33 protein-coding genes and 1 pseudogene are annotated in these 25,846 nt (G+C 41.7%); 17 read left to right on the top strand and 17 right to left on the bottom strand.

Annotated elements, in window-relative coordinates; all coding sequences use genetic code 11:
* Positions 1 to 92 precede the first annotated feature (92 nt).
* From LC653_RS02670 to LC653_RS02655, 4 genes are all read left to right on the top strand, one after another.
* The gene (locus tag LC653_RS02670; RefSeq protein ID WP_229492467.1) at positions 93 to 554 is read left to right on the top strand and encodes a DUF4079 domain-containing protein; all 462 of its coding nucleotides are present in this window, start codon (positions 93 to 95) and stop codon (positions 552 to 554) included.
* 41 nt (positions 555 to 595) lie between these two features.
* Positions 596 to 1,411, top strand: a complete 816-nt coding sequence (locus tag LC653_RS02665) for a class I SAM-dependent methyltransferase (protein WP_229492466.1) — start codon at positions 596 to 598, stop codon at positions 1,409 to 1,411.
* Positions 1,412 to 1,502: 91 nt separating this feature from the next.
* Positions 1,503 to 2,069 (top strand): hypothetical protein, encoded by a 567-nt coding sequence (locus LC653_RS02660; RefSeq protein ID WP_229492465.1) that lies wholly within the window; start codon positions 1,503 to 1,505, stop codon positions 2,067 to 2,069.
* Between the two features lie 59 nt (positions 2,070 to 2,128).
* Entirely contained in the window at positions 2,129 to 2,926 is a 798-nt protein-coding gene (locus LC653_RS02655; RefSeq protein ID WP_229492575.1) for an ABC transporter ATP-binding protein, read from the top strand.
* A gap of 145 nt (positions 2,927 to 3,071) precedes the next feature.
* Here LC653_RS02655 and LC653_RS02650 read toward each other — a convergent pair whose 3' ends face one another.
* Positions 3,072 to 3,842: a response regulator transcription factor gene (locus LC653_RS02650; RefSeq protein WP_229484459.1), complete on the bottom strand. Its 771-nt coding sequence runs from the start codon at positions 3,840 to 3,842 to the stop codon at positions 3,072 to 3,074.
* Positions 3,843 to 4,426: 584 nt separating this feature from the next.
* Between LC653_RS02650 and LC653_RS02645 the strand changes: the two genes are divergently transcribed.
* Positions 4,427 to 4,675 (top strand): DUF6761 family protein, encoded by a 249-nt coding sequence (locus tag LC653_RS02645; protein ID WP_229492464.1) that lies wholly within the window; start codon positions 4,427 to 4,429, stop codon positions 4,673 to 4,675.
* A gap of 687 nt (positions 4,676 to 5,362) precedes the next feature.
* On the opposite strand, the gene grxD is transcribed toward LC653_RS02645, so the two are convergent.
* The 3 genes from grxD to LC653_RS02630 form a co-directional block, all read right to left on the bottom strand.
* Positions 5,363 to 5,689 carry a Grx4 family monothiol glutaredoxin gene (grxD, locus tag LC653_RS02640; RefSeq protein ID WP_229484457.1) on the bottom strand — a complete coding sequence of 109 codons (327 nt, stop codon included), beginning with the start codon at positions 5,687 to 5,689 and terminating at the stop codon, positions 5,363 to 5,365.
* Positions 5,690 to 5,778: 89 nt separating this feature from the next.
* A complete protein-coding gene (locus LC653_RS02635) occupies positions 5,779 to 6,036 on the bottom strand; it encodes a BolA family protein (RefSeq protein ID WP_100899811.1) in 258 nt (85 codons plus the stop codon).
* A gap of 226 nt (positions 6,037 to 6,262) precedes the next feature.
* Positions 6,263 to 6,868, bottom strand: a complete 606-nt coding sequence (locus tag LC653_RS02630; protein WP_229492463.1) for a hypothetical protein — start codon at positions 6,866 to 6,868, stop codon at positions 6,263 to 6,265.
* A gap of 537 nt (positions 6,869 to 7,405) precedes the next feature.
* On the opposite strand from LC653_RS02630, the gene LC653_RS02625 reads away from it, so the two are divergent.
* Entirely contained in the window at positions 7,406 to 8,128 is a 723-nt protein-coding gene (locus LC653_RS02625) for a tail fiber domain-containing protein (protein WP_229492462.1), read from the top strand.
* A 32-nt stretch (positions 8,129 to 8,160) separates the two neighbouring features.
* On the opposite strand, the gene LC653_RS02620 is transcribed toward LC653_RS02625, so the two are convergent.
* The 5 genes from LC653_RS02620 to LC653_RS02600 all read right to left on the bottom strand — a co-directional run bounded on the left by LC653_RS02620 (position 8,161) and on the right by LC653_RS02600 (position 11,714).
* Positions 8,161 to 8,916 (bottom strand): lysophospholipid acyltransferase family protein, encoded by a 756-nt coding sequence (locus LC653_RS02620; protein ID WP_229492461.1) that lies wholly within the window; start codon positions 8,914 to 8,916, stop codon positions 8,161 to 8,163.
* 115 nt (positions 8,917 to 9,031) lie between these two features.
* Positions 9,032 to 9,517, bottom strand: a complete 486-nt coding sequence (gene tadA / locus LC653_RS02615; RefSeq protein ID WP_229484453.1) for a tRNA adenosine(34) deaminase TadA — start codon at positions 9,515 to 9,517, stop codon at positions 9,032 to 9,034.
* Between the two features lie 327 nt (positions 9,518 to 9,844).
* A complete protein-coding gene (gene grxC, locus LC653_RS02610; RefSeq protein ID WP_229492460.1) occupies positions 9,845 to 10,159 on the bottom strand; it encodes a glutaredoxin 3 in 315 nt (104 codons plus the stop codon).
* A 555-nt stretch (positions 10,160 to 10,714) separates the two neighbouring features.
* Entirely contained in the window at positions 10,715 to 11,287 is a 573-nt protein-coding gene (locus LC653_RS02605; RefSeq protein ID WP_229492459.1) for a DUF981 family protein, read from the bottom strand.
* A gap of 169 nt (positions 11,288 to 11,456) precedes the next feature.
* The gene (locus LC653_RS02600; RefSeq protein WP_229492458.1) at positions 11,457 to 11,714 is read right to left on the bottom strand and encodes a hypothetical protein; all 258 of its coding nucleotides are present in this window, start codon (positions 11,712 to 11,714) and stop codon (positions 11,457 to 11,459) included.
* Positions 11,715 to 11,837: 123 nt separating this feature from the next.
* Between LC653_RS02600 and glpX the strand changes: the two genes are divergently transcribed.
* The 4 genes from glpX to LC653_RS02580 all read left to right on the top strand — a co-directional run bounded on the left by glpX (position 11,838) and on the right by LC653_RS02580 (position 15,698).
* The gene (glpX, locus tag LC653_RS02595) at positions 11,838 to 12,875 is read left to right on the top strand and encodes a class II fructose-bisphosphatase (RefSeq protein ID WP_229492457.1); all 1,038 of its coding nucleotides are present in this window, start codon (positions 11,838 to 11,840) and stop codon (positions 12,873 to 12,875) included.
* Positions 12,876 to 13,115: 240 nt separating this feature from the next.
* A complete protein-coding gene (locus tag LC653_RS02590; protein ID WP_229492456.1) occupies positions 13,116 to 14,402 on the top strand; it encodes a glutamyl-tRNA reductase in 1,287 nt (428 codons plus the stop codon).
* 92 nt (positions 14,403 to 14,494) lie between these two features.
* Positions 14,495 to 15,061 carry a DUF2087 domain-containing protein gene (locus LC653_RS02585; protein ID WP_229492455.1) on the top strand — a complete coding sequence of 189 codons (567 nt, stop codon included), beginning with the start codon at positions 14,495 to 14,497 and terminating at the stop codon, positions 15,059 to 15,061.
* Positions 15,062 to 15,107: 46 nt separating this feature from the next.
* A complete protein-coding gene (locus tag LC653_RS02580; protein ID WP_229492454.1) occupies positions 15,108 to 15,698 on the top strand; it encodes a Uma2 family endonuclease in 591 nt (196 codons plus the stop codon).
* An 88-nt stretch (positions 15,699 to 15,786) separates the two neighbouring features.
* Here the strand turns inward: LC653_RS02580 and LC653_RS02575 are convergent, their stop codons facing one another.
* The 7 genes and pseudogenes from LC653_RS02575 to LC653_RS46095 form a co-directional block, all read right to left on the bottom strand.
* Complete coding sequence (locus LC653_RS02575) at positions 15,787 to 16,362, bottom strand: Uma2 family endonuclease (protein ID WP_229492453.1); 576 nt, start codon at positions 16,360 to 16,362, stop codon at positions 15,787 to 15,789.
* A 147-nt stretch (positions 16,363 to 16,509) separates the two neighbouring features.
* Positions 16,510 to 16,656: pseudogene (locus LC653_RS02570) on the bottom strand (ABC transporter ATP-binding protein C-terminal domain-containing protein); the annotation flags it as partial.
* A 42-nt stretch (positions 16,657 to 16,698) separates the two neighbouring features.
* Positions 16,699 to 16,923: a type II toxin-antitoxin system HicB family antitoxin gene (locus tag LC653_RS02565; RefSeq protein ID WP_229492452.1), complete on the bottom strand. Its 225-nt coding sequence runs from the start codon at positions 16,921 to 16,923 to the stop codon at positions 16,699 to 16,701.
* Between the two features lie 216 nt (positions 16,924 to 17,139).
* On the bottom strand, positions 17,140 to 17,295 hold the full coding sequence (locus LC653_RS02560) for a type II toxin-antitoxin system HicA family toxin (RefSeq protein WP_229492451.1): 156 nt from the start codon (positions 17,293 to 17,295) through the stop codon (positions 17,140 to 17,142).
* A 48-nt stretch (positions 17,296 to 17,343) separates the two neighbouring features.
* Entirely contained in the window at positions 17,344 to 18,126 is a 783-nt protein-coding gene (locus LC653_RS02555) for an ABC transporter ATP-binding protein (RefSeq protein WP_229492450.1), read from the bottom strand.
* The gene (locus LC653_RS02550; protein WP_229492449.1) at positions 18,116 to 19,249 is read right to left on the bottom strand and encodes a branched-chain amino acid ABC transporter permease; all 1,134 of its coding nucleotides are present in this window, start codon (positions 19,247 to 19,249) and stop codon (positions 18,116 to 18,118) included. Before LC653_RS02550 ends, LC653_RS02555 begins: the two co-directional genes overlap by 11 nt.
* Entirely contained in the window at positions 19,242 to 19,376 is a 135-nt protein-coding gene (locus LC653_RS46095) for a hypothetical protein (protein WP_267922942.1), read from the bottom strand. Before LC653_RS46095 ends, LC653_RS02550 begins: the two co-directional genes overlap by 8 nt.
* A 687-nt stretch (positions 19,377 to 20,063) precedes the next feature.
* On the opposite strand from LC653_RS46095, the gene LC653_RS02545 reads away from it, so the two are divergent.
* The 7 genes from LC653_RS02545 (at position 20,064) to LC653_RS02515 (ending at position 24,225) form a co-directional block, all read left to right on the top strand.
* On the top strand, positions 20,064 to 20,261 hold the full coding sequence (locus LC653_RS02545; RefSeq protein ID WP_229473409.1) for a hypothetical protein: 198 nt from the start codon (positions 20,064 to 20,066) through the stop codon (positions 20,259 to 20,261).
* Positions 20,262 to 20,323: 62 nt separating this feature from the next.
* Entirely contained in the window at positions 20,324 to 20,581 is a 258-nt protein-coding gene (locus LC653_RS02540; RefSeq protein WP_229451202.1) for a cytotoxic translational repressor of toxin-antitoxin stability system, read from the top strand.
* Positions 20,582 to 20,692: 111 nt separating this feature from the next.
* Positions 20,693 to 22,279: a glucose-6-phosphate isomerase gene (locus LC653_RS02535; RefSeq protein WP_229492448.1), complete on the top strand. Its 1,587-nt coding sequence runs from the start codon at positions 20,693 to 20,695 to the stop codon at positions 22,277 to 22,279.
* A gap of 356 nt (positions 22,280 to 22,635) precedes the next feature.
* Positions 22,636 to 22,953 (top strand): hypothetical protein, encoded by a 318-nt coding sequence (locus LC653_RS02530; protein WP_229492447.1) that lies wholly within the window; start codon positions 22,636 to 22,638, stop codon positions 22,951 to 22,953.
* On the top strand, positions 22,950 to 23,312 hold the full coding sequence (locus LC653_RS02525; protein ID WP_229492446.1) for an aspartyl protease: 363 nt from the start codon (positions 22,950 to 22,952) through the stop codon (positions 23,310 to 23,312). Before LC653_RS02530 ends, LC653_RS02525 begins: the two co-directional genes overlap by 4 nt.
* Positions 23,313 to 23,548: 236 nt before the next feature.
* Positions 23,549 to 23,866, top strand: a complete 318-nt coding sequence (locus LC653_RS02520) for a hypothetical protein (RefSeq protein ID WP_229492445.1) — start codon at positions 23,549 to 23,551, stop codon at positions 23,864 to 23,866.
* On the top strand, positions 23,863 to 24,225 hold the full coding sequence (locus tag LC653_RS02515) for an aspartyl protease (protein WP_229492444.1): 363 nt from the start codon (positions 23,863 to 23,865) through the stop codon (positions 24,223 to 24,225). The genes LC653_RS02520 and LC653_RS02515 overlap by 4 nt, the downstream gene beginning before the upstream one ends.
* Positions 24,226 to 24,304: 79 nt before the next feature.
* On the opposite strand, the gene LC653_RS02510 is transcribed toward LC653_RS02515, so the two are convergent.
* Positions 24,305 to 25,840 (bottom strand): DUF1802 family protein, encoded by a 1,536-nt coding sequence (locus LC653_RS02510; RefSeq protein ID WP_229492443.1) that lies wholly within the window; start codon positions 25,838 to 25,840, stop codon positions 24,305 to 24,307.
* Between the last annotated feature and the right edge of the window lie 6 nt (positions 25,841 to 25,846).

The following is a 25,846-nucleotide window of genomic DNA, read 5'->3' as shown; positions in this document are numbered from 1 at the left end:
AATAATTAATAGTTATTCTTCTCTTACTTCCCCTGCTCAAGAACTGCTCCCTCTGCTTCCCCTGCTCCCCCATCTCATTTACAATCAATCTTATGAATCTGCCTTCATTTCTTTGGTTGTGGAAAATAGCCGCCTGGTCAATGGGGTTGTCCCTGCTGGCATATCTGATGTTAGCAGTCACCGGCGTTTGGATGTTTCGGGCGAGAACTTCGCAGCAATTCCCTTTTATTACCCCATTTCTGGGCGGAAATAAAAGTGTGCGATCGCTCCACTATACAATGGGCATCAGCATGGTAAGTTTAGTGCTACTACTGCTAGCGATCGGCATTGTTGGCACTTTAGGACACTTTGGTTCTTTAGGACACTCATCACATTTGGTTGTTGGATTGATAGTGGTAGCATTGGTTTTACTATCAGCTTTCAGTGCCAGACAAATTAGTGTTAGAAGACCTTGGGCTAGAACTTTACACATCGGCGTAAATATTATTTTATTTATAGGATTTGCCTGGGTATCCCTTACTGGTTGGATTGTAGTGCAAAAATATTTACCTTGAACCTATGTGAAATTTGAGATTTTGTTTTGGGAGTACCTCAAATGAGTATTACACGTAGCTTTAAGGGTACAGCTTGGTATTATGCACGATATCGACCCGGATACCCTGAGTTTTTTTTTGCTGACGTAATAGAAAAGTTTCAATTGGATGGTGCAGGACGCTTACTTGACTTGGGATGTGGTACAGGACAGTTGATGTTTCCACTCGCCAGGCACTTTCAAGAAGTTGTTGCTATAGATCAAGAACCGGAAATGCTTGCAGAGGCTCAAATTCAAGCCAAAATAGCCAACGTGAATAATGTAATTTGGTTTGAAATCAGTTCCGAGAAGTTAAACGACCTAAAAGCCGAGTTAGGCGAATTCAAATTAGTAACAATGGGTAGATCATTCCACTGGATGGATCGAGATCCTACTCTGCAAACTTTGGATGAGATAATTACTCCAACTGGAGGAATTGTTATTGTTGGCGATGGCAGCATTTGGACTAGGTTGAGTGATGTCAGCTCAAATAAAGTGGATTGGCATAAGCAGGTGAAAGCTGTTGTGCAGCGATGGCTAGGCGAAGCACGTCGGGCCGGTGACTCAATCTACGTAGAACCTCAAGAGAAGCACGAAATTGTTCTTGCGCGTTCTCCTTTCTCAAGAGTAGAGGTGTACAACTACGAATTTGAGCGGCAATGGAATATTGAAACAATCAAAGGACATCTTTATTCCACCTCATTTTGTTCATTACCATTGTTGGGAGAACGAGTAGCTGCCTTTGAGAAAGATTTGGAAAACACTCTACTTGCAATCGAACCATCTGGGAAATTTCAAGAAAGTATTCTTCTCGAAGCTTTAATAGCATGGAGAAAATGAAAGCATCAATAGGTCTTCGTCGTTTTTTGCCCGAATGCTGTCCAAATTCCCAGTTAGTATGAACTTAAAGCCAATAATTTATGATTGAGCCGTGACAGCAAACTCAGCCAATACCTCAGCTTCTATATTTCGCCTATCTCCGTTAATTCGGATTACCCTGTTGAGTCTTTACATAGCACTCACAGTTCCATTACCTTTCTTAGCGCAGGTGACAGCTGCACCCGTATCACCAGTATTATTGTGGATAGGGATTAGCATCGGCTTAGTCGCCCTATATGCAGTGTTGACTGAACGAGTAACAGTAGATGACCAGGGAATTCAAGTTACTTACCCCGGTTGGGTGCCTAGCTTTTTTCGTAAAGGCTGGTTTTTACCTTGGTCAGAGGTGAAAGAGTTAAAACCCCGCACCACTGGTCAAGGAGGGCTAGTTTATTACTTTCTCAGCCAGGATGGGAAGGCTTATTTACTACCAATGCGTGTAGCTGGATTTGCCCGTTTCGTGCAAATTGTCCAAGCAAAGACGGGCATTGATACCACAGATGTTCGCCCTTTAGCGCAGCCGTGGATGTACTTGATTTTACTAGTATTCACACTGCTGTTACTATTGGTGGATGGCTGGGCGATCGCTACAGCCTTAACTACCAGACAATTAACTTAAAATTGGCATGGGGCACTGGTTATTTCTTCCCCATCTCCCCACTCCCACTCCCCACTCCCTTGAATACAGCAAAAGCCACACTCAGGCTAGAGCAAATTAATCTGTTTACAAAGCTGAAAACCCAACTTCCAGGCAATCAGCAAGGATACCCCATATTGCAAGATATTTCCTTGGAAGTATTCCAAGGCGATGGCTCCGCCAACGCCTGCGGCGAACGTATTGCCATTGTAGGGCCAGTAGGTGCTGGGAAAACTTCGTTATTACGCCTCCTCAACCGCCTCATTGAACCCAGTAGTGGCAAAATCTATCTAGAAAACCAAGAATATCGCCAAATTCCCGTCATCCAGCTACGCCAGATGCTTGTACTTGTATTGCAAGAATCAAAACTGTTGGGGATGACAGTTGGGCAAGCGTTGGCTTATCCTTTAGTTTTGCGTGGTTTGTCCAAACAGACAATTGAGCAACGAGTCAGTCACTGGACAGAACAACTGCATATTCCCAGTGAATGGTTGGGGCGCACAGAGGTACAACTTTCTGCAGGACAACGACAGCTAGTAGCGATCGCTCGTGCCTTAGTCATCCAGCCTAAAATATTATTATTAGACGAGCCAACCTCTGCCCTTGATGCTGGTACCGCTTCTCATCTAATGCAAGTTTTAACCCAGTTAAGTCAAACTCATCAAACCACGATTTTGATGGTAAACCACCAACTGGAACTAGCCCAGATGTTTTGTACCCAGTTATTACACCTACACCAAGGTCATTTATTGGCAAATCAAAGAGTCTCTGAAATAAACTGGGTTGAATTACGAGAAAGCTTAATTCAAGCAGAAGCTCAAGACGATTTTGGATTTTAAATTTGGATTAGTCAATCGTCATTGGGCATTAAGAGTGCTGAGTTCTCAGTTAGGAGTTAAGAGTTAAGAATTATCCCCTTGTCCCCTTGTCCTCTACTCTCCCTACTCCCTACTCCCTACTCCCCACTCCCCATTCCCATTCCCATTACACACTACTACTAAGCGTTGAACGTTGATTATTAAATCTCTCTCTAGCTAACTTTGTTGTTTGTGATTGTGAAATATTGGTATTCAAAATTTCCATGTTAAAACGGTATCCTACATTGCGGATAGTTTGAATCAAATTGGGTTGGCGAGGATCAAGTTCAACCTTTTTCCGCAACGATAAAACATGAGTATCAATGGTACGAGGGTTATCGATAGCATCAGGCCAAGCACGGCGCAGCAATTCTGACCTACTCAGAGGCACTCCCCCAGCTTGTGCCAAAACGTACAGCAAACTGAATTCTTGGGGCGTTAAGTCGATGAACTCCCCCTGGAAACGGACACGGCGCTGAACTAAATCGATTTGCAAAGTGCCATAATCCAAGTAAGCTGGTGCAGTAGGTGTGCGCTTCCGGCGAATTAGTGCCTCTACCCGTGCCAAAAACTCTTGCATTCCAAAAGGTTTGCTTAGATAATCATCTGCACCCGCCTTTAAACCTGCGACGATATCACTTTCACTATTACGGGCAGATAGCATTAAGATTAGAGGCTGCTGCTGACGATGCAACCAACGACAAAACTCAATGCCATCACCATCAGGCAGGTCTGCATCTAAAACTACCAGTGTTGGTTGATGGCTTAAAAATACTTCCCTTGCTTGATAAATGCTGGCAGCTTGATGCACACGGTATTCCAGTTGTTGCAAGTGCCAACCCAGCAACGACCTCAGATGGGGATTCCCCTCAATGATTTCTATACAAACCGAACCCACAGTGGCAAGACCCCTTAGCGTCGATGACTTTCAAAGTAACAAGCCCATCTCTAAGGTTTTGTAGCCTTTGTTACTTCAATAGCTATTAACTTTACATTTCCTCATAAAAATAGTGGCAATATCTTTGAATTTATGCCTTGCCGAAGGCGATTAGAAATATTATTAAATTTTTATTAAATTTATCGAAAATGTTGGTAGACTTATGAAAAGTTCTTCTAGCTTAACATTCTGCTTTTAGATGGATATCATTTGCCAAAAACTATAGCCTAAGCAGCTAGCTTTTACCACAACAGTTTTTTATCCTGATAATAAAAGTGGATTCTATCTTGCAGAAATTAGCTTCTACACCCACGAATATATCACCAATACAATTGGGCTGTTGAGTATGAAAATCATAAAAATAACTTAGCAGATAACTAAAATCGATGTTTTCTGGAATAGGATTAAAGTAGCTTGTAGCTGTTAGGAGGGTACTGCCCAAAGTAGATGTGTTGACTTTGAGTTAATGCCAAAGTGAAATTACAGTTCACATTTGAGCGTAAATCATTTACAATTCTCATTCCAAAGAGTTTAATACAGCAGTTATGCTCCAAGACACACAAAGTATCCGCTATTACCAAAGACTCACCGACGCCTTCGTCGAGTTATGGAATCGCGGTTATCGCACGGATGATATGCGGATGTATTTGGATGGATATCTAGCCGCACTAAGACATGGCAACATTCTTGAACCTTTTTTGATTCATCGCTTAGAAGAGGAAGCCAGCCGCTACTTGTACGATGGATCAAATTTTGCAGTGCCGCAACCACAGCCACTACGCGATTACTACTAAGTACTATTTACCTAGTCGTTGATAGTAACCGTTAATTACCGCAGATGATCATAGCATATTATCTGTATTGGTCAACTGGTGCTGTGGTCTGAGATTTTGGAGTATTGTATTGATAAAACGCATCCCCTCAGCCCTATATTGGTCTTGCCAATGCGACTGAGGGGATTGTTGGCTAGCCCTGAAATCAAAGCGCAACGCGGAACGCGAGAGTCATTAGTCATTAGTCATTTGTCATTAGTCCAAGATAAACCACGCCCACTCTTTGACGTGGTTTGAAGTAGTCCTAATCATTAGTTTTTTTCGCCCAGAAGGGGCGAGGTATGTACCAAAAACTCTTTACTTATATCTTGCACTACTCCCAGAAACCGCCATAGGTTAGAAACCTATGGCTAACAGCTAAAGTCCTCTCAAGAGGACTAAACCCTATTAGTGGCATGGATATTAGTCCACTTGAGTGGACTTGGACAAAAAGCCTGTGAAATTTATTTCTTGGCAGGAGATTGGGCAAGTGCAAGATATAAATTTATCAATTCCAACACAGGTATTTTTTTCACAAACCCATTAAAAAAAACCCTTGAAAGGGGAGATACTATTTCTCTGACCTTTCAAGGATATTAAAAATGGCAAATTGCCTTGATTGCAAAGCGCAAATTTAGCAGAATACCCTCTGGTTTGCGTAAAAAAATATTACGACGAGGCTAGTGCTACTTCTACCTTTTCCTGCAATTCACCTTTTTGGTACAGTTCAATCAAAATGTCAGAACCGCCAACGAATTCACCATCGATATACACTTGGGGAATTGTCGGCCAGTTAGAGTATTCTTTAATTCCCTGACGGATTTCAGAGTCTGATAGAACGTCAATTGTCTCGAAGGGAACTCCCAAGGTATTGAGAATCTGCACAACGTTGTTGGAGAAACCACATTGGGGCATTAACTTATTTCCCTTCATGAAAACCAAAATCTTGTTCTGTTGTAGCAAGTTATCAATTTTCTCTTTGAGTTCTGGCGTCATGGTATTTGTGTTTCCTATGTTACATTCAACAATGACGAGTAAGAAGTTAAAAATTTATAACTCCTAACTCCTAATTCCTAACTCTATGTTTACGATGCTGGTGTTGCTTGCCAAGATTCAGGAGTATATGTTTTTACTGCCAAGGCATGAATCGCTTCAGTTGACATAGCTTGCCCCAAAGCACCATAAACTAACTGGTGCTGTTGCACTAGTCCCTTACCTGCAAAGTGCGATGAAACTACTGTTACCTGATAGTGGTCACCGCCACCAGTCAAGTCTTGCACCTGAACCTGGGCGTCTGGCAGTTCCGCCTTGATCATTGCCTCAACCTGCTGCGGACTAATCATCGCTATTCCTGAAAAAACTTACTTTTCTATTATTAACAGATATGGAACAATGCCTGTGCCAAGTTCAGGTTTTGGCAAGGCTAGAAATAAAAGCACCTCTAAGGTGGATTTTTGAGGATGCTGGCTCAAAGGTACGGCAGATAATCCTATCCTAGCACTGGGACGTTCTAAAGCTGCTGCTCAGAGAAAGTGGGAGCAGGGGAAAAACAGACAAGAAAAATTTAATTTATTTTTTTGGGGATGAGGAAGATGAACTACCACCTTCTCTAGGATAGGCAGAATCAACAAAACCCAATTCAAACAACTGTTTATAGGCTTTCTTGCCTAAATCCCGCGTCGGATTTTGACTCTTAATTATTTGAATCAACAACGGTACAGCTAATTCTGGCTGATTTTGTGCCCGATGTACCAATGCTAGCTGAAAGGTGGCTTCATCTCGCTTTTGGGCTGTTAATAGAGCTTTTTGACGCTGAGAATCAGAAACTCTGTTGTCAATTCCCGAAAAGCTAGAGTTTAACTCTTGATAAAAATTAGATAGCTGATTATAAACTTGACGTGCTTCTTGCAGTTTCTTGGCAGCTAAGGGGTAGTTTTGAGCAGAAACGGCTTGTTCTGCCTCTTTGACGAGGCGATCGCCACCTTCAATGCTCAAAAGGCTGTTACTTTGGGTTATGGGGCGCAGGTTATTAGGATCGTTGGGGTCAATGGGTTGTGGGCTAGTAGTGCCTGGTGACTGTGATACCTGAGCATTCACAGGTGATAGCAGGCTGAGGACTGCTATGACTGATAAAAAAGTACGGCGCATCAAGGTAACAGCTACAGCAGTGTTCATGGGATCAAGTAGTGCAACGACTATACAGAAAAGTTATGGAAACTTCGGGTATCTTAACTCTGTTTTGGTCTTCGACAAAGCAAAGCTACATCCTAAGTATCTCTGATTTAGACTAAAAATCGGTTTAATAGAGTTCCCAACTGTCCTTCCTTACGCCTACCGACTTTCTTTCCTAATAATTATCTCAGGTTAGGTTTGATATTTGACAGTGCAGTTTTCTCAAAGCAAGATTAAAACTCTAGCAAGCCACATGACAAATATCACGCTTCCTAGTCTCAACTAGCATAGACGCAAAGAGAATTCAGAAGCTTCAGCCTTCCTTAAATCAGAACTTCTGCTTCCCTGCCATCGACTTTTATTTTTGACATGTGAGTATACGGCAGTTATTTTTTTAGTTTTTGAACTTTAATATAGCTTGATTTTTTGTGAAAAATCTGGATATATCTCAATAAATATTCTGATTAAGCCAGTATAGATTGATGTTAAATTACTGATGCTTGCAAAAGTTGAACTAGTGCAGGAGCTTAGAAGTAAAAAATGTCTAATAATCTTTCTCGTCGTCAAATTGCCGGACTCACTGGTGGTTTCGTTTTCGCAAATATAATTACTAGCTTAATTGCAAATGGACGGGCACAAGCACAGCCATCTGGGACTTTTTTCAATAATCTTTTTGTGTCGGGAAGTGTTGGTATTGGAACAACAAGTCCGGGAACTCCTTTCTGGCCTTTGGCGATTCGAGCAAGAGGTGTCGGGGAAGAATTGATCAGTTTCGAGGACCCAAACGGAGCACTAAGGTGGCACATCAATCAAAACGTGGGTGGAAATAATCCCGGATTAAATTTTGTTGAGACAGGTGTAGCTGATGGGAGGTTGTTTATCCGACCTGGTGGCAACATTGGCATCGGGACAGTAAAGCCATCGGAGAAGTTGGAGGTTGTCGGTAACGTTAAGGCTTATTATTTTATAACGGCTTCATCGAGAGAATTAAAAGAGAATGTTGCCGAGCTTTCCAGTTCAGAAGCTTTTGAGACATTAGAAAACCTCAACCCCCTTAAGTTCAATTACAAAGCAGATAGCGACAAAAATCTGCATCTGGGATTTATCGCGGAAGATGTGCCTTCTTTGGTGGCAACGTCTGGCAGAAAAGGAGTGAGTTCAATGGATATTGTAACTCTACTAACTAAAGTAGTGAAAGAGCAGCAGAAGATCATAGCAACATTAGTTGAGAAAGTACAGATGCTAGAAGCTCGAAGCAGTTAAAAGGGTAAAACTAGAGGTTACGTTTAATGAGATCAAGAATTAGTAATTTCTGCAAATGCGCGATTAGTAATTTTTGTTTCTTGATGGCTTAACTGTTGCAGTGCCTTTGCTAAATCAACTGTGATGCTTTTGGCATCTTGTTTTATACAGCCACTCATGTAATCCTTTACTCTGATTGGGGAGCCAATGTCAATACTCACATCTGTACCCCAATTTGGATAAGGTTGGCTGTAATTGATGCCTATGGGTATAATTTTCACTCCCAGCCCGGAATAACTAGATTCAGCACTCAAAGCAAGACGAGCAATTCCTGGCTTCAACTGGTGAACTTGGCCATCACGAAAAATGTTACCTTCTGGAAAAATGACCAGGGTTTTTTGCTGCTGAAGTAGCTCAACTCCATGTCGCAGCGTGCGGATTGACGGATGCTTAGAATTTACAGCAAACCCCCCCAAACGTCGGACAAACCAGCCTTGTAAACCTTGGCATTCGTCAATAGTCACCATAAACCGCAAGTCTTGTTCTCTCCGACAATCAGCCGTAGCGTAGGGTACGACCAATGCATCCCAACGTGCCCGATGAGTAGGCGCGAAGATCACAGGCCCAGTTCTAGGGATATTTTTTTGTCCGGTTATTCTAATTTGCCCAAAGAATAATGGTAATAGGCAGTGACGCCCTAATAAATATGCCAGAGGACTTAACCAAGGAGAAACCCTTGAGGTAGTATCAGCCACCTGATGATTTGCTGGTGTCTGCTGGCAGGTATCGGATGAAGAGTAAAATTCCATGATGACGGATGCAGCTGATTGACGGGTAAAATTTAACGAAAAGTCTGATTAGTTACACCGTAGATTCTCTTGCGTAACTTGTATGGTACTAGATGGACAGTTTTACCTCTGTCCGTTAGTTTACCTTACGCCGCCTAGTAGCAAACCAAGCCTGTAATTGTTCACGACAAGCTGACTCTAGAACGCCTCCGATTACCTGTAAGCGGTGATTAGAAGCAGCGCTATCGGGTATGTTAATAACTGTACGAATTGCGCCAGTTTTTGTATCGTCTACTCCATATACAAGTAGTCCTAGACGCGCTTGGACGATAGCACCTGCACACATTGGGCAAGGTTCGAGATTTACGTAGAGGGTGCATTCATTAAGATGCCAGTTTTGTAAAGTTGTTCCAGCTCTTTTGAGAGCGAGAATTTCTGCATGAGCGGTGGGGTCTTTGTCGCGCTCTTTTCTGTTTTCTCCTTGTGCTAGCAATTTGCCTGTTGAATCAATGATAACAGCACCTACAGGGACTTCACCTGCATCACCTGCTGCTTTTGCTAATTCTAGGGCATAACTCATCCATTGTTGATGTATAACATAATCTGTGTATTTAGTTAGCATATTCTTATCATAAAAATTTTAAAATTATGCTTGCCTTTGGACGTGCAAGACACCGATCCTACGAGAAACAAAAAGTATATAGCCCGAAGACTAGAAGTCTTGTCATTATTTACATTTGACAATATCCGCTTCGTTGTTATCCCGCCTTGGAATAAATTCCAAGGCTAATAGCTAAAGTCCTCTTAAGAGGACTAAACAAGAATTTCAGTCCACTTGAGTGGACTTTAGCTATTAGCCTAGAACTTAAGTTCTAGGCGGGATGTGTGTCACTGCAATACTTTAACTGTTACAAAAATGGGGGTAATCACAAGGACTAGAAATCTGAAGCTAAATAGCGGCTTGGGCTAAAAGAGGATCGAGTTGATTTTGTGTGTCTAGTTGATAAAGATCATCGCAGCCGCCAATGTGCTGGTTATTGATAAAAATTTGCGGTACAGTACGACGGCCGTTAGCGCGTTCTGCCATTTTAGCTCTGGCTGCTTCGTCGCCGTCGATTTTATATTCGGTAAAATTTACACCTTTCCACCACAGGAGTATTTTGGCACGAATGCAGTAAGGACAAGTTTGCCATGTGTAAAGTTCGACGTTGGCTTTGACTCGCTCTGGATGGCGATTTAAAAGGGGATTAAGAAAGTCCAGCATATTTTCTTAAGCAAGGTTTTAACTGTGTCTCTAGCCTAGATCATTAGACCTCTTGCATAAATCAAAAATAAAGAACCCCACCCCGCATTTGCTCACGCAAACGCTCCCCTCCCCGCTTGCGGGGCTACCGTGTACACACAAGTCGAATTTCTTCTTAAATCCCAAAGATTACCTACTTAATCGCAGTGATGGTTAGGGTGGGGTAAAACTAAAGCTAAAACCTTAGTAAATCAGGTTTCAAGTGAGGTTTTGAGAATTTATGCAATAAATATATTGAATTCGGGTGGTCGTTTATTGAATTCGGGTGGTCGTTTATTGATTTCGGGTGGTCGTTTATTGATTTCGGGTGGTCGTTTATTGATTTCGGGTGGTCATTTATTGATTTCGGGTGGTCGTTTATTGAATTGGAGGTATCGTTCATTGAATTCAAGCAGTGGTTAGGGTGGGGTAAAACCCAGATTCAAAGAACAACTTCAGACTTGTGTGTACACCGTAGGCTTGCGGGGAGGGGTTAGAGGTGGGGTGTATTAGGGACTTTTGCAAGAGGTCTATTGCTTACCGCATCGGCGCTGGAACCCACTTTTGGAAACCCTCTAAATGACTCCAGTAAGCCAAATATCCAGTCAATGCCCAAATTAGAGCGGCTACTATCAGCACTGCTACACCAATTAGCCGCCAAGTTCGATTGGTTTTCCAATAGAGGGTTGGCGCTGCAAAAATACCACCTAATCCAGTTAAAATAAAGCCGATTCCTGACAAAAGCGGTTGTTTTGTCATATTCAAGTTGATGATGCGGATACCTACTACGATCGCAACTACACCAGCGAAGAAGCCATAAATTGCTATTGTCAATAAATCCCAACCTTGAGCAAGAGAAACCGCAGCCGCAACAAACAAGATTCCAAATAAGACACTTGTCTCACCAAAGGCAATGTTAAAGCTACCCATTACTGGCCAGGTAAAGCTCATGTGTAAACCAGTTGTGAGTGCGATCGCACCCGTAATTCCAAAACCAGGAATCCACTGTCTTTGATTAGAACTATCTATACCACGATACACATAGTCAGCCAGAAGAAATAGCCCAGCTACCATATTGATCAACATGAGTGTGATGTAGTCGATAAACACGATTAACCTCTTAATTTGACAAGCTTTTTACTCTGCGCCTCGTTTTTCAGTTTTTAGTAAATTCACCAGCTTTTTTTCTTTATTATCTTATACCTAAAGATAAACACTGAATAAAAGCAAACTTCTAGATATACACTGCTACCTATTTGTGCTAGTTCTTAACTAGTAGTCAACCATAGTAACAATGCTTAGTAAAGCTAGTTTTAGAATCTTTCTCTCCTTCTCTCTGTGTCGCGCCAGTTGCTTCTCCCAAGGGGAGACGCTGCGCGAACAAGTCGGGGAACCGCAAGGGCGCACTGGCTTCTCTGTGCCTCTGCGGTTCGTTATTTAACCCCGCATAGTTGTTTTGGCAGGCTACTACTTGCTTTTGAACACGCTTTATACTGGAGTAGTTAGGAGTAAAAAATGAGGATGTGTTAACTGGCACTTTTTCAACGAGTTAGCAGTAAAACTTAACTTTCTTCCAGGTGTATCCGCCCTTTGGTAGACTTGAAAACTGAAATAGGCAGATGAAACGACGCAAATTCAAGCAGCTGAGAGGGCAAACTCTGTGGAAAATACACTTGGGCTAGAGATTATTGAAGTAGTAGAGCAAGCCGCGATCGCATCCGCAAAGTGGATGGGTAAAGGCGAAAAAAATATCGCTGACCAGGTAGCTGTGGAAGCTATGCGGGAGCGGATGAATAAAATCTATATGCGCGGTCGCATTGTGATCGGGGAAGGCGAACGCGACGACGCGCCTATGTTATACATCGGGGAAGAAGTTGGTATATGTACCCAACCAAATGCCGAAGCTCTCTGTAACCCTGATGAATTAATTGAAATTGACATCGCCGTTGACCCCTGTGAAGGTACGAACTTAGTAGCTTATGGACAACCTGGTTCGATGGCTGTCTTGGCAATTTCTGAAAAGGGTGGATTATTTGCTGCTCCTGACTTTTACATGAAGAAGTTAGCAGCACCTCCCGCAGCTAAGGGCAAGGTAGACATCAACAAGTCAGCCACGGAAAACCTGAAGATTCTCTCTGAGGTTTTAGACCGGGGTATTGATGAACTTGTAGTAGTAGTCATGAAGCGCGAACGCCATAACGATTTAATTAAAGAAATCCGTGAGGCTGGAGCGAGAGTCGCCCTAATTTCAGATGGTGATGTGGGTGCAGCTATAAGCTGTGGTTTTGCTGGAACTAATATCCACGCACTGATGGGTATCGGTGCGGCTCCTGAAGGTGTAATCTCGGCAGCAGCAATGCGTGCTTTGGGTGGACATTTCCAAGGTCAACTGATCTACGACCCCGCAGTAGTAAAAACAGGTCTGATTGGAGAAAGCAGAGAAGCCAATATCGATCGCTTAAAGTCTATGAATATCAATGACCCCGATAAGGTCTATGATGCTCATGAACTAGCATCTGGTAAAACTATTCTGTTTGCTGCTAGCGGCATTACCAGTGGTAATCTCATGCAAGGTGTACGTTTCTTCAAAGACGGGGCAAGAACTCAAAGCTTGGTTATTTCCAACCAGTCGAAAACTGCTCGATTTGTTGACACAATTCACTTGTTTGGTGAACCAAAAGTTCTCCAACTGAACTAATTTTTAGGGAATGGGGAATGGTAAAAGTAGGGGCGAAGCATTTGGAAATAAATCTTTCTCTAAAACGGAAAAATAATCATCAAAATGCTTTACCCTTACAGTAGTTAGTAGTTAGTAGTTAGTGATTAATAGTTGTTTATTGCTGGGGATAACTACCAACCAATAAACAAAAATTCCCCATTCCCTATTCTCACTCAATGCCCTATTTTCAACTACCAACTAGTAACTACGATTTAGCAAATGAATATAGCAGTGGTGGGGTTAAGCCATAAAACAGCCCCTGTAGAAGTCCGGGAAAAACTGAGCATTCCAGAACCACAAATTGAAAGTGCGATCGCTCAACTGGCCAGCTATCCCCATATTGACGAAGTTGCAATTCTTAGCACTTGTAACCGCCTGGAAATTTACATTGTTACCAGTGAAACAGACCAAGGTATCCGGGAAGTAACGCAGTTTCTTGCGGAATACAGTAAATTACCCGTGCTTTCTCTGCGACAGCATTTGTTTATGCTGCTACATGATGATGCAGTAATGCACGTTATGCGGGTAGCAGGTGGTTTAGATAGTCTGGTACTCGGGGAAGGTCAAATTTTGGCTCAGGTGAAAACTACTCACAAACTGGGACAGCAATATAACGGTATAAAAACCATTTTGAATCGATTATTTAAACAAGCGCTGACAGCTGGGAAGCGGGTTCGCACTGAAACTAGTATTGGTACTGGCGCTGTCTCTATCAGTTCGGCAGCTGTAGAGTTAGCGCAGATAAAAGTGGCAAATTTAGCTGCTTGTCGAGTGGTAATTCTAGGCGCTGGGAAAATGTCGCGCCTGCTGGTGCAACACCTACTTTCTAAAGGTGCTGTGCAAATTAGTATTGTAAATCGCTCTCGTGAACGTGCCCAAGAATTAGCGAAGCAGTTCCCTCAACAGCCGATCGAAATTCATCCGCTATCGGAAATGATGAGCCTAATTGCCAATAGCGATTTAGTGTTTACAAGCACTTCTGCAACAGAGCCAATACTTGACCGTGCCAAGTTGGAAATGGTTTTAGAAGTTCAGCGCTCTTTAATGTTATTTGATATTTCTGTGCCGCGTAATGTTCATGCGGATGTAAATGAATTGGAAAATGTGCAAGCGTTTAATGTGGATGATTTGAAGGCTGTAGTGGCGCAAAACTACGAAAGCCGTCGGAAGATTGCACAAGAAGCAGAAAGACTTTTAGAGGAAGAAGTGGAAGCCTTTGATATTTGGTGGCGCTCTCTTGAAACTGTAACTACTATTAGCTGTCTGCGAAATAAAGTCGAAACCATCCGCGAACAAGAGTTAGAAAAAGCTTTGTCGAGATTGGGTTCGGAATTCGCTGAAAAACATCAAGAGGTGATTGAAGCATTAACACGGGGAATTGTCAATAAAATTTTACATGACCCAATGGTGCAATTGCGATCGCAGCAAGATGTGGAAGCTAGACGGCGCTGTATGCAAACTCTGCAAATGTTATTTAACCTCGATGCAGAGGAACAGTTTAGTTAAATTGAACAACAAGTAAGATCCCCTACTCGGTGATCTGAGCTTTTCAATTAGATATACTTCTAATTAGATACATGTCTAATTAGAAGTTAGTTATGCAACCAGGGAAATTTAACATCTTACTGCGCTTTTTCAAGGCATTAGCGGATGATAGCCGATTGAAGATTGTAGGTATTCTGGCGAATCAGGAGTGCAGCGTCGAAGAATTGGCGGCGCTACTGCAACTCAAGGAACCGACGGTATCTCATCATTTAGCGAAACTTAAAGAGCTAAATTTGGTGACAATGCGTCCTGAAGGTAACAGCCGTCTATATCAATTGGATAGCGAGGCTTTGCAAAGCATTAGCAAGGAAATTTTTACACCTGAGAAAATAGCATCCTTGATTGAGGATGTGGATACTGAGGCTTGGGAAAGCAAAGTGTTGAAAAACTATTTCGAGGGTGATACTCAACGCCTCAAAGAAATTCCTGCTAGCCGGAAAAAGCGTCTAGTAATTCTCAAGTGGTTAGCAAACCAATTTGATATAGGAGTCAACTATCCTGAACGCCTGGTAAATGACATTCTCAAACGCTACCATCTTGACTGCGCCACCCTGCGACGGGAGTTGATTGCTTGCCAGTTAATGCAGCGAGAGAATGGGGTTTATTGGCGTATAACATAGATATGAAAGATGAAGAAGCAACCGCACAATCATAGGTCGTATATTTATGCAGTTAGAAACACAAAAATTCTATTACACACCTGAAGAGTATTTAGAAATTGAAGAAAAAGCAGAATATAAAAGCGAATACCGTGATGGAGAAATTGTACCGATGACGGGTGGCACTACAAATCATAATAAAATTGCTTTGAATTTAGCTGCATCCTTAAAAATTGCTTTAAGGCGTAAAAATTATGATGTTTATATTGGTGATGTGCGTTTGTGGATACCCCGTTATCGGCAGCATACGTATCCTGATGTGATGGTAATTCAGGGACAACCTATTTATACAGGAACCAGCACAACAACGGTTATGAACCCGATGTTAATTGCTGAAGTTTTATCTAAATCGACTAAAAATTATGACCAAGGCGATAAGTTTCTTTATTATCGCTCTATTCCAGAATTCAAGGAATATATTTTAATTGACCAATATCAGTATCATGTGATGCAGTATGTAAAAACTGCGGAAAGTCAATGGTTATTTACTGAATTTGAACATGAATCTGCAATTTTATCACTGCAAACGGTTGATTTTGAAATTGAATTGCGCGACCTTTATGAGCAAGTCAATTTTGCAGAAAATAATGAAGATTAAAATAATTCGTAATGATGTTTGTGGATTCGCCAATTTAATTGGTAATAGTGATAATGCGGTTCAGTAGCTACCAAAGTCCTTCACTAAATTAAATTTGTGTTTCTTCCTCGGTAAAGATAGGAGGCCACAATTCAGTAACGGGCAATTCCCAACCGGGAAAAAGTTCTGGGATAGTTAAAATCTCGCCATTTTCTAAAACTATAGGTTCGCCTGTAGAGCGATAAATTGTAACTGTCTCTTCATCAGGATCAATCAGAATGCCGACGATCGCTCCTAGTTCTATAAATTTCAGAATTTTGGCTACTATAAGTTTAATTTTATCACTCTGAGATTTAACTTCTACCACCAAGTCAGGGACAAGTTCTCCAAAGTAACGAGGACTTTGGAGAAGTCGGGAAGCGCGAACAAAGGAAACATCGGGTGCTTTGAGGTTTGTATCTGGCATGATGAAACCGCCGGCAGAATCAAATACTCTTCCCCAGCGACGAGGATTTATCCAAGCAAAGAGAAAGGCGATGAGACGACTACTGATTTCGCTGGATACAATATCTGACGGGCCCATAATTGAAATTTTCCCATTTTCGAGTTCCAGCTGGTAATCTAAACCTGCTTCGGTAAAAGCGGTTTGAACTTGCTCTAAATCTCTGACTGTCATCATTGACATAAAAAGCTTTTTCCACTAAGATATTGGATTCGATTTTAAGACGAGCCAAATTTCCCAAGATTTGACGCCGTATGCAACTTTCTTTCAAACCGATTTAAAGGTAATATCTATTACCCAATATATGGTCAGTCGAAACTTCAAACCACATTATTTCCCTAGATACGCCTCTAAAACTTTGGGATTAGTTTGAATTTCCTCTGGTGTACCGTCTGCCAAATTCTGTCCTTCGGCAAGTACCCAAACACGTAGGCGTAGCCCGTCGTAGACATCGCACAAGGACATAATGACATCCATAATATAGAAATGTCATATCTTTTTGGCAGTTAAAGGTGACAATTAAGCCACTTTTAAAGACTTACCTAATGTTTGTGGATCTGGTAAAGGCTGACCATCTTTTAAGTACGATTCGATTAACATTTCTAAAACTTCCTGAGCATTTTTTAAAGCCTCCTCATAAGTGTCTCCATGAGTACAAGGCTGTATAATCTCTGGAAAATCAGGTAATGAAACTACATAACATTCATCTTCATTTGACCATTGAATTAATATGGTATATTTCATGCTTCTGGTTCCTCCTTTTCCTCTGCTTCTATCTTATTTAATTCTTCAAGTGCTTCATTAACTTGCTTTTCTAAATATAGTTTAGCGTCACTACCATCCAATACGGTTCGGTTAGTATATTTGGCTCTCGGAGATCCCCCCAACCCCCCTTAAAAAAGGGGGGCTTTTCCTCCTATTTACCCCCTTTTTAAGGGGGTCGCCGTAGGCGGGGGGATCTTAACCGAACCGTATTGCACTACCATCTTTACCAGCAAGGATAATAGCTTTAGATAATTTTGGATGTATCCATTTGCTATGATTTCCCTTCGCCGATTTATAGGTAAACCCCGATCGCAGTAATAAACTTTTCAGTTCTCTAATTTTCTTGGGCATATACTAATTTGTCTTTTACCCAAGATTAGTTGGGCATTTCATATAAGTTTATTTTCCCAAATAAGCCTCTAAAACTTTTGGATTAGTTTGAATCTCTGCTGGTGTACCGTCGGCCAAATTCTGTCCTTCAGCAAGTACCCAAACACGATCGCACAATGACATAATCACATCCATATTGTGTTCAATAATCAGAAAGGTCATGCCGTCTTGGCGGTTCCAAGTGAGAATGCGATGGCAAATATCATCAATCAGTTTCGGATTCACACCAGCAGCCGGTTCATCCAACAAAATTAACTTGGGATTAGTCATCAACGCTCGCCCCATTTCCAGCAGTTTGCGTTGTCCACCAGACAAGCCACCAGCATAATCGTGTGCTTTTTTTGCCAAGCCCACTGTTTCTAACAGGAACATTGCCCGTTCTTGCAGTTGCTTTTCCTCCTTAGCGACAACGTGCGGTTGCAACTGCACCTGCCAAAAATTTTCACCCGTTTGTTTTTGCGCCGCCAGCAGCATATTTTCTAACACCGACAACCGCGAGAGAGTCCGTGCAACCTGAAAAGTACGGATTACTCCCTGCTGGGCGATTTGATATGGTTGCAAATTGTGAATTGGTTCGCCGTCAAAAATCACTCGTCCCCTATCTGGGCGAATGAAGTTTGAGAGTAAGTTAAATAAAGTCGTTTTACCAGCACCATTGGGGCCAATCAAGCCCGTAATGCTGCCTTTAGCAACTTCGATTTTCGCCTCATTAACTGCTTTGATACCACCAAAGCTTTTAGAAAGTCCAGTGGCTACCAAAAGGGGAAGTGGCGGTGACTGGTTATTTACCAAGAGTGAGTTCCTCCTTTTTCCCTAGAATGCCTTGAGGACGCCAAATCATCAGTACCATCAAAATTAGTCCGATTACCATGATCCGAAATGCACCCAAACGGGCTTCATCAAGGGGGACGATTCTGGGTAAGACTTCCCGCGTCAGTGCATCGTAAGCAAAGAAAATTACCGCACCTAAGATTGTGCCAACATTATTACCAGAACCGCCTAAAATCACCATAATCCAAGTGTCAAAGGTAATCTGCGGTTGGAAATTATCAGGGTAAATAGCGCCCAGTTGCCAAGCAAAGAAAGCAGCAGCGATACCTGCGATCGCACCCCCTAACATGAGAGATTGTAATTTATACCAAAAGACATTTTTTCCCAGCGCCTTGGGAATTTCTTCATCTTCACGGATGGCTTTGAGAATTCTACCCCAAGGCGATCGCACCAAAATTTCTAAGCGCCAGTATACAAATGCTAAAACCAACAGCAACACCAGCATTAAACCCGCTTTTGGGTTGTAATTATACAGTCCGATTACCCCAGAAATATAAATCGCTGCTGCCAAAACTGCTAAAACAATTCCCACACTCAAGCGTGATATAAATTCTTGTTTGCTAGTTGTCCTTTTACCTAAATCAGTAGTCCGAGATATTTGAGTGGTGCGAATCCATTGCCACAACGTAAAGAAAGTTATAGCAGCTAACAGTGTCAAAAGCCCAATCATCACAAATCTGACAAACAAATTCGGCTCTGTAGATAGGGGTATAGGATAACTTTGCACACCAAACGCCCCAGAAATCCAGGTGTCACCCACAGGTAATTCCTGATTATTTACCACCAAACGAATTAATTCACCCGTACCAATGGTGACAATTCCTAGATAATCTTCCCGTAAGCGTAGAGTTACAAAACCAATTATCAAACCCAACAAGGCGGCGACAATTGCTCCAGCTACTGCTGATATCAGTAGGGGTACACCCTTTAAGCTTAACAATACCGTTGTATATGCTCCAAGGGTCATGAAAGCAATATGACCAAAGTTAATTAACCCGGTAAAGCCCCACTGTAAATTGAGTCCTAGTGCGAATAGGGCAAAAAGTGCTGTAGAAATTGCTAAGAAAATGAGATAGTCAACCATGTTTAGGAGTTAGGAGAGACGCGATTAATCGCGTCTGTACAGGAGTTAGAGAGACGCGATTAATCGCGTCTGTACAGGAGTTAGGAATTTCTAACAAATAAATTATCCAATCTTGTAGGGTGGGCATCTTGCACCTGCTCAATCTCCCGCCAAGAAATAAATTTCACAGGCTTTTAGCCTAAGTCCACTTAAGTGGACTGTCATGGATACCAGCTATTAATCGAGTTTAGTCCTCTTGAGAGGACTTAAGCTATTAGCCATAGGTTTCTAACCTATGGCGGTTTTTGCGACTGGTGCAATATCTCACACTTAGGAGTTATATAAAATCCCTTTGTATCGGAATTATTGCTCTTTCCTCTTTTTTAGCGCCCTCAGCGTCTTTGCGGTTTTTTAATCATTCAGATGCTACAGGATTTGATATTAAAAGTCGAGAATCAGGAGACAAGAGTTAGATTTCAGAGGCTCAACCTTCGAGTTCAGAGGCTCAACCTTCGAGTTCAGAGGCTCAACATTCGAGTTCAGAGGATGTTTTAAAAGTCCCCTTGTCGGTATAAAAAGTTCTAGATCCCTCTAAATCCCCCTTAAAAAGGGGGACTTTGATTCCAGTTCCCCCCTTTTTAAGGGGGGTTAGGGGGGATCAATAAGTACCTAAAATTACAGCCAAACACTTTTAAAACAACCTCTCAGAGGCTCAACATTCGAGTTCCCAGACGCTTCTCTGCCCTTTGCGAATAAATTTTAGCGTAGCTTGAGCGGAGCTAATTTTTGGGAATACTATTTATTGTTGGTGTTTCCACTAAGGAATAATTGACGTATGAATTTGCTGCGACTGAGAATGCATCACTTAATCGAGCAGTTAGCCGATGACGATTTGCAAAACATTTGGGACGTTCTCGAAGCTTTACATTGTGACTTTTATATGCTCAAAGCGATACAACAAGTCAAGCGATCGCAGCAACCGTGGGATATCTTAACCCATGAAGAAGCGGTACGACTGTTGATGTTTTTCTGATTCAGCAGCGCTTTCTTTTCTAGTGCCAGTGGCCCCTCAAGTTTTGGTTAAGGTAACGCCTAGTGAGTCTGGAAATGCGCTATGCAAGGTCTTTTTTGCTAGACCTGAAAAATTTAGAACCTGCCGCCTACGAGCGGGTGTATGATTTTGTGTTTACTGAGTTAGCCCAAAAGTGGCAGTTGAGCGATTTAAAAGAACTGCGACAGCTTGATAGTGAAGGCATTTTTCACCGCTTTACCCTCGATAATTACCTGATTGGTATAGAAATTCGGGGTGAAATTGTGAAATTTCTGCGTGTCATCCCTATGCCAGATGTTTAAAGTGAAGAGTCAAGGGAACACTTAAAACTGTAAACTGTATAAGGCTAGGCAGGGATCGCTATAACCTTACATTAAACTGGTTTTGAAAAACACTTTATTTGAGATTTCCCTATGGATGCTAGGGCACTTTGGCAACGATACCAAAACTGGTTATATTTCCACGAGGGATTGGGACTGTACTTAGACATAAGTCGAATCCGGTTCGATGATGCCTTCGTGGATTCGTTGCAGCCGAAGTTTGACAAGGCGTTTGCGGATATGGCTCAACTGGAGAAGGGTGCGATCGCAAATCCTGACGAGAATCGCATGGTTGGACACTACTGGCTGCGAAATCCTGATTTAGCGCCAACTCCAGAACTTACACAAGAAATTGTCCAAACCCTAGAACAAATCGAAGCCTTTGCGGAAAAAGTCCAAACAGGTGCTATTCATCCTCCCAGAGCAAGCCGCTTCACGGATATTATCTCCATTGGCATTGGTGGTTCCGCCCTCGGCCCCCAATTCGTCGCTGAAGCCCTTGCTCCTGATTTCCCGCCCCTGAAACTTCACTTTATCGATAACAACGATCCAGCAGGTATTGATCGCGTTATCAATCATCTGCGAAATAGCCTCGCCAGCACTTTGGTATTGGTAATCTCCAAATCTGGAGGAACACCGGAACCTCGCAACGGCATGATTGAAGTTAAAAAAGCCTACGCCGGACACAATTTGGAGTTTGCTCAATATGCGGTAGCAATTACCAGCGTTGATAGCAACCTCGATAAACTTGCCAAAGACGAAGGTTGGCTGGCCAGATTTCCCATGTATGACTGGGTAGGAGGACGCACCTCAGAAATGTCTGCTGTGGGGCTAGTACCAGCCGCATTACAAGGCATTGATGTTCGTGCCATGCTAGATGGTGCAAAAGAAATAGATGACGCTACCCGCGTCCCAGATGTGAAAAATAACCCAGCAGCTTTGCTTGCTTTGTCTTGGTACTTTGCAGGTAATGGAAAGGGCGAAAAAGATATGGTTGTCCTACCTTACAAGGACAGCTTATTTTTATTCAGTCGCTATTTGCAACAGCTGGTGATGGAATCCTTGGGTAAGGAAAAAGACTTAGACGGCAACGTTGTCCATCAAGGCATCGCCGTTTATGGCAACAAAGGCTCAACAGATCAACACGCTTACGTCCAGCAGTTGCGTGAGGGTGTAGCGAATTTCTTTGCTACCTTCATCGAAGTGTTGGAAGATCGTCAAGGCCCATCTACTGAAATAGATCCAGGAGTTACATCAGGCGATTATCTTTCCGGTTTTCTCCAAGGAACCCGACAAGCGCTTTATGAAAATCACCGCGATTCGATTACAGTCACGATTCCCCAAGTTAACCCCCGAACTGTAGGGGCATTAATTGCTTTGTATGAGCGTGCTGTTGGTTTATACGCTAGCTTAGTCAACGTCAACGCCTACCATCAGCCAGGGGTAGAAGCTGGCAAAAAAGCAGCCGCCTCCATTCTCGATTTGCAAACACGAGTGTTAGCAGTGCTGCAAAAAGAAAAAGCTCCCATTTCTCTTGACGAACTCGCAAAGAAAGCAGGCGCATCAGAGCAAGTTGAGGCAATTTACAAGATTTTGCGTCATATCCATGCCAATCAGCGAGGTGTGGTTTTGCAAGGTGATCTTCAGAAACCCGACAGTTTAACCGTTTCTGCTAGCTGATAGCTCTAGTCTAAATATCACATTTTGTCCCTAATTGTTGTATCAGCAACAATTTTTTATTGTGAAGCATCCTAGATAGAAGATATATCTTCAGTCTAGGATGCTTCACTGTATAATTCGTAATACTTCGGCTCCTTTCGACTTCGCTCAAGGCAAGACGCTCAGTACAAGTTCGTAATTCGTAATTAAAAGGACTCTTAAAACACAATACAGTTCAGTTAAGCATTTTTTGTAAGAAAAGAGATATATTTTGCTATCTTTAGTTAACAGGTAAATCGCCAATAAAGTAAAAGCGATCGCCTTTATCTTCCTGTAAAATAAAGTTAAGGCAGCATTAACAAATAGGGCTAATTACTATGACTGAATCAACTGGAAAACAACCTGCACGTAGAGGTAGAATTTTTCCAGAACGCACTTTATCCCCAGAAGAACTTGCTAGACGCAAAGCTGAAGATGAATTATTTTATCGGCGTTGTCGGGCAATTTTTGAGCGTGTGCGTCCCGATTTGATTAAGGAACACTATGGGTGGTATATTGCAGTAGAGCCAGATAGTGGTGATTATTTGATTGATGCGGATAAAATGCAAGCTCATAAAAAATCCCTCGAAAAATACCCAAATAGTAGACATTGTGTATTCTGTCTAAATGAAACAGGAACAACTGGCACAATATGATTCAGGGTAACTTTGGGGATAATGGGCAACTATTCTTTGAAATTGATTTGATTACATCTGATGGATTAGATTTGCCTGTAGATGCCATGTTGGATACTGGTTTTACAGGCTTTCTGGCTATTAACAAACAAGATTTAGAGTGTCTTGATTGGGCTTATATCGGTGAGGAATCTCTACGAACTGCTGAAGGAGAATCAAGATTTGATATTTATTTAGGCAAGGTGCTGTTAAACGAACAAGAGTATGAAATTAATGTTTATGTGGGCGATGAAATTACGGAAGTATTGTTAGGCTCAGAATGGCTAAAAATTATGCCATTGGTGGTTAACTATCAGGTTGGTATATTAACTTTGGGATAACTGCGATGCCTACGCCTACGCAGTTCAGTTATTTTTAAACGAACCGCATACTCCTACGGAGAAGCAAGCTACGCGTAGCGTCTCCAAGAGTTGGACGCGAAGAGCGCGAAGGTAAGAAAAGAGATATATTATATTATTTTTAGTTAATAGGTAAATCGCCAAGAAAGTAAAAGCGATCGCCTTTGTCTTCCTGTAAAATAAAGTTAAGGCAGCATTAACAAATAAGGCTAATTACTATGACTGAATCAACTGCAAAGCAACCTGCACGTAGAGGCAGAATTTTTCCAGAGCATACTTTACCACCAGAAGAACTTGCTAGACGCAAAGCTGAAGATGAGGTATTTTATCGCCGTTGTCGGGAAATTTTTGAGCGTGTAAGTCCCGATTTTATTCAGGAACACTATGGCTGGTATATTGCAGTAGAGCCAAATAGTGGTGATTACTTGATTGATGCAGATAAAATGCAAGCTCATAAAAAAGCCCTTGAAAAATACCCAAATACTGACCACTGTGTTTTTTGTTTTAATGAAACGGGAACCACTGGCACAATATGATTCAGGGTAAATTTGGGGAAAAGGGTCAACTATTTTTTGAAATTGATTTAATAACTGATGATGGATTAAATTTGCCTGTGGATGCCATGTTAGATACTGGTTTCACAGGTTTACTGGCTATTAACAAACAAGATTTAGATAGTCTAGACTGGTTTTATATTGGTAAGGAAATTTTGCGAACTGCACAGGGTGAAACCTTGTTTAAAATATATTTAGGCAAGTTGATATTAAACGAACAAGAGTATGAAATCCCTGTTTATGCAGGGGATGAAATTACAGAATTTTTGTTAGGTTCAGAGTGGTTAAAAATTCTGCCGTTGGTGGTTAATTATCAGGCTGGTATATTAACTTTAGGATAACTGCGATCGCAGTTATTTTTAAATGGACAGCAGATACATAGATAAAGCATAGGTAAAAAATAAACTTATTTCACTATCTTTAGTTAACAGGTAAATCCCGGAGAAAGTAAAAGCGATCGCTATTCCAATCACTGCCTTTTATTCGTCCTAAATAGCCTGTTAAGGGTGAGGAAAGTTCTATCAGAATTTCGTGCATTTCTGCTGTTCTTATTGGCTGTGGCGGATGTGAGCCGAAATACACACCATGTAGAGCTTCAACACCAGCAGATTTTATACTTGAGTTTTCTAAATAGTTTTTGACAAGCTGGATAATGTGCGATCGCAACTTTATAGATTGTCTCACTTTATCGATATAAGTATTAATTTTATCTTCAGCTAGACCAAAAGGAGCTTGTTGCAAATATTCTTTTAGTTCTAATAAGTTGATAGAATTTTTGTAGTATGCTTGCAGTTCAACTAGTTTTTGCAGTGTTTCAGGGCTAATAACATTCATTTGATTTTCGGTAGCTGTTCTTAAGGCGTAAAAATTTAGTTCTCCGGCGGCTACAATTAACTTAATAGAATTGTCATACTGAAATTTACCAAGATGGTTCATACCTATTTTGAGTAACTGTGCAGGTGTACCATCAGTAACTTTCTCAGTTTTAGTTGCTTTGCACTCTCCTACTATTGGATAAGGTTGTTCAGCGTAAAAATCCATACCTCCTGCGCCACCAGTTGCATCTGGATTTAAGCCTGAACCTGTAAAGCCTAATTTTAGTAATCCTCTACGAACCAATTTTTCAAATGTATGTCCGTCGCTAGAGTTGCCAACTTCAGCAATTTTATGAATCCAAGGTAAGTCTAAATCTAATGAATTAGTTGGTTTATCGCTACTCCAACCTAAAAATATTTTGATATCGTCGTCTAATTGTTTGGCTGCTGGTTGGCTAATGGTTAGGGATGCGATCGCACTCTGCAATTCTTCTAATTCAGGATGCAGAGGGGGTTCTAGCTTTTCTAACTGGTGTTTGCGTTGGGCGAAGGTGCGATCGTTTAATACTGGCTTGGCTTCAGAAACACTAATATTAGGTAAACCCACAAATTTACCTAATTTTTCTTGAATGTTCGCATTAGCTGCAACTTCACATAATTGAGGTAAATGATAAACTCGCAAGTAAGCCAAAAAAATATGCGGTTGGTTCTGTAATATTGCTTCAAATGCTTCTGGTTTCCATATTGTTAGCTGAGACAAAATATCTAAATTGTTAGTTCTATCAACTATTTGGCAACGCTCACATTTAGCCCAAGCTTTAATTGAAACTGTCTCATGAGATAAGAGGGGTAATTGTAACCGTCCCTCGTTTTTAAGTAAGCTAATTTGCTTAGGTTGTAACAAAATACCCTGAGTAGCTAATTGTGCCAATGCACTTTGAGCAATGGATAAAAAATTTGAGCGGTAGTATTGCTCAATTGAAAGCTGATTTGCTGAATGTTCAACTGGATAAAGTGCGAATTTCTGCCCAGTATTAAGCAATTTACGAGGCATGACTGTAATCATTCGCCCTTGTATTAAAGCTTCAATATCGGGAGCAGGTAGACACAGAGCGTTATAAATCAAAATTGATTCATTCATGTTTAA

This window comes from Nostoc mirabile CHAB5784 (assembly GCF_020829645.1).
In the GTDB taxonomy this organism is placed as follows: Bacteria; Cyanobacteriota; Cyanobacteriia; order Cyanobacteriales; family Nostocaceae; genus Nostoc; species Nostoc mirabile.
This window is presented reverse-complemented; position numbering and strand designations above follow the sequence as displayed.

Excerpts from the sequence above, each read along its gene's own strand:
- LC653_RS02670 (WP_229492467.1), top strand. The coding sequence starts at position 93 with ATGAATCTGCCTTCATTTCTTTGGTTGTGGAAAATAGCCGCCTGGTCA.
- LC653_RS02665 (WP_229492466.1), top strand. The coding sequence starts at position 596 with ATGAGTATTACACGTAGCTTTAAGGGTACAGCTTGGTATTATGCACGA.
- LC653_RS02645 (WP_229492464.1), top strand. The coding sequence starts at position 4,427 with ATGCTCCAAGACACACAAAGTATCCGCTATTACCAAAGACTCACCGAC.
- grxD (WP_229484457.1), bottom strand. The coding sequence starts at position 5,689 with ATGACGCCAGAACTCAAAGAGAAAATTGATAACTTGCTACAACAGAAC.
- LC653_RS02635 (WP_100899811.1), bottom strand. The coding sequence starts at position 6,036 with ATGATTAGTCCGCAGCAGGTTGAGGCAATGATCAAGGCGGAACTGCCA.
- LC653_RS02630 (WP_229492463.1), bottom strand. The coding sequence starts at position 6,868 with ATGAACACTGCTGTAGCTGTTACCTTGATGCGCCGTACTTTTTTATCA.
- LC653_RS02625 (WP_229492462.1), top strand. The coding sequence starts at position 7,406 with ATGTCTAATAATCTTTCTCGTCGTCAAATTGCCGGACTCACTGGTGGT.
- LC653_RS02620 (WP_229492461.1), bottom strand. The coding sequence starts at position 8,916 with ATGGAATTTTACTCTTCATCCGATACCTGCCAGCAGACACCAGCAAAT.
- tadA (WP_229484453.1), bottom strand. The coding sequence starts at position 9,517 with ATGCTAACTAAATACACAGATTATGTTATACATCAACAATGGATGAGT.
- grxC (WP_229492460.1), bottom strand. The coding sequence starts at position 10,159 with ATGCTGGACTTTCTTAATCCCCTTTTAAATCGCCATCCAGAGCGAGTC.
- LC653_RS02590 (WP_229492456.1), top strand. The coding sequence starts at position 13,116 with ATGAATATAGCAGTGGTGGGGTTAAGCCATAAAACAGCCCCTGTAGAA.
- LC653_RS02585 (WP_229492455.1), top strand. The coding sequence starts at position 14,495 with ATGCAACCAGGGAAATTTAACATCTTACTGCGCTTTTTCAAGGCATTA.
- LC653_RS02580 (WP_229492454.1), top strand. The coding sequence starts at position 15,108 with ATGCAGTTAGAAACACAAAAATTCTATTACACACCTGAAGAGTATTTA.
- LC653_RS02575 (WP_229492453.1), bottom strand. The coding sequence starts at position 16,362 with ATGTCAATGATGACAGTCAGAGATTTAGAGCAAGTTCAAACCGCTTTT.
- LC653_RS02565 (WP_229492452.1), bottom strand. The coding sequence starts at position 16,923 with ATGAAATATACCATATTAATTCAATGGTCAAATGAAGATGAATGTTAT.
- LC653_RS02560 (WP_229492451.1), bottom strand. The coding sequence starts at position 17,295 with ATGCCCAAGAAAATTAGAGAACTGAAAAGTTTATTACTGCGATCGGGG.
- LC653_RS02550 (WP_229492449.1), bottom strand. The coding sequence starts at position 19,249 with ATGGTTGACTATCTCATTTTCTTAGCAATTTCTACAGCACTTTTTGCC.
- LC653_RS46095 (WP_267922942.1), bottom strand. The coding sequence starts at position 19,376 with ATGCCCACCCTACAAGATTGGATAATTTATTTGTTAGAAATTCCTAAC.
- LC653_RS02545 (WP_229473409.1), top strand. The coding sequence starts at position 20,064 with ATGAATTTGCTGCGACTGAGAATGCATCACTTAATCGAGCAGTTAGCC.
- LC653_RS02535 (WP_229492448.1), top strand. The coding sequence starts at position 20,693 with ATGGATGCTAGGGCACTTTGGCAACGATACCAAAACTGGTTATATTTC.
- LC653_RS02530 (WP_229492447.1), top strand. The coding sequence starts at position 22,636 with ATGACTGAATCAACTGGAAAACAACCTGCACGTAGAGGTAGAATTTTT.
- LC653_RS02525 (WP_229492446.1), top strand. The coding sequence starts at position 22,950 with ATGATTCAGGGTAACTTTGGGGATAATGGGCAACTATTCTTTGAAATT.
- LC653_RS02520 (WP_229492445.1), top strand. The coding sequence starts at position 23,549 with ATGACTGAATCAACTGCAAAGCAACCTGCACGTAGAGGCAGAATTTTT.
- LC653_RS02515 (WP_229492444.1), top strand. The coding sequence starts at position 23,863 with ATGATTCAGGGTAAATTTGGGGAAAAGGGTCAACTATTTTTTGAAATT.
- LC653_RS02510 (WP_229492443.1), bottom strand. The coding sequence starts at position 25,840 with ATGAATGAATCAATTTTGATTTATAACGCTCTGTGTCTACCTGCTCCC.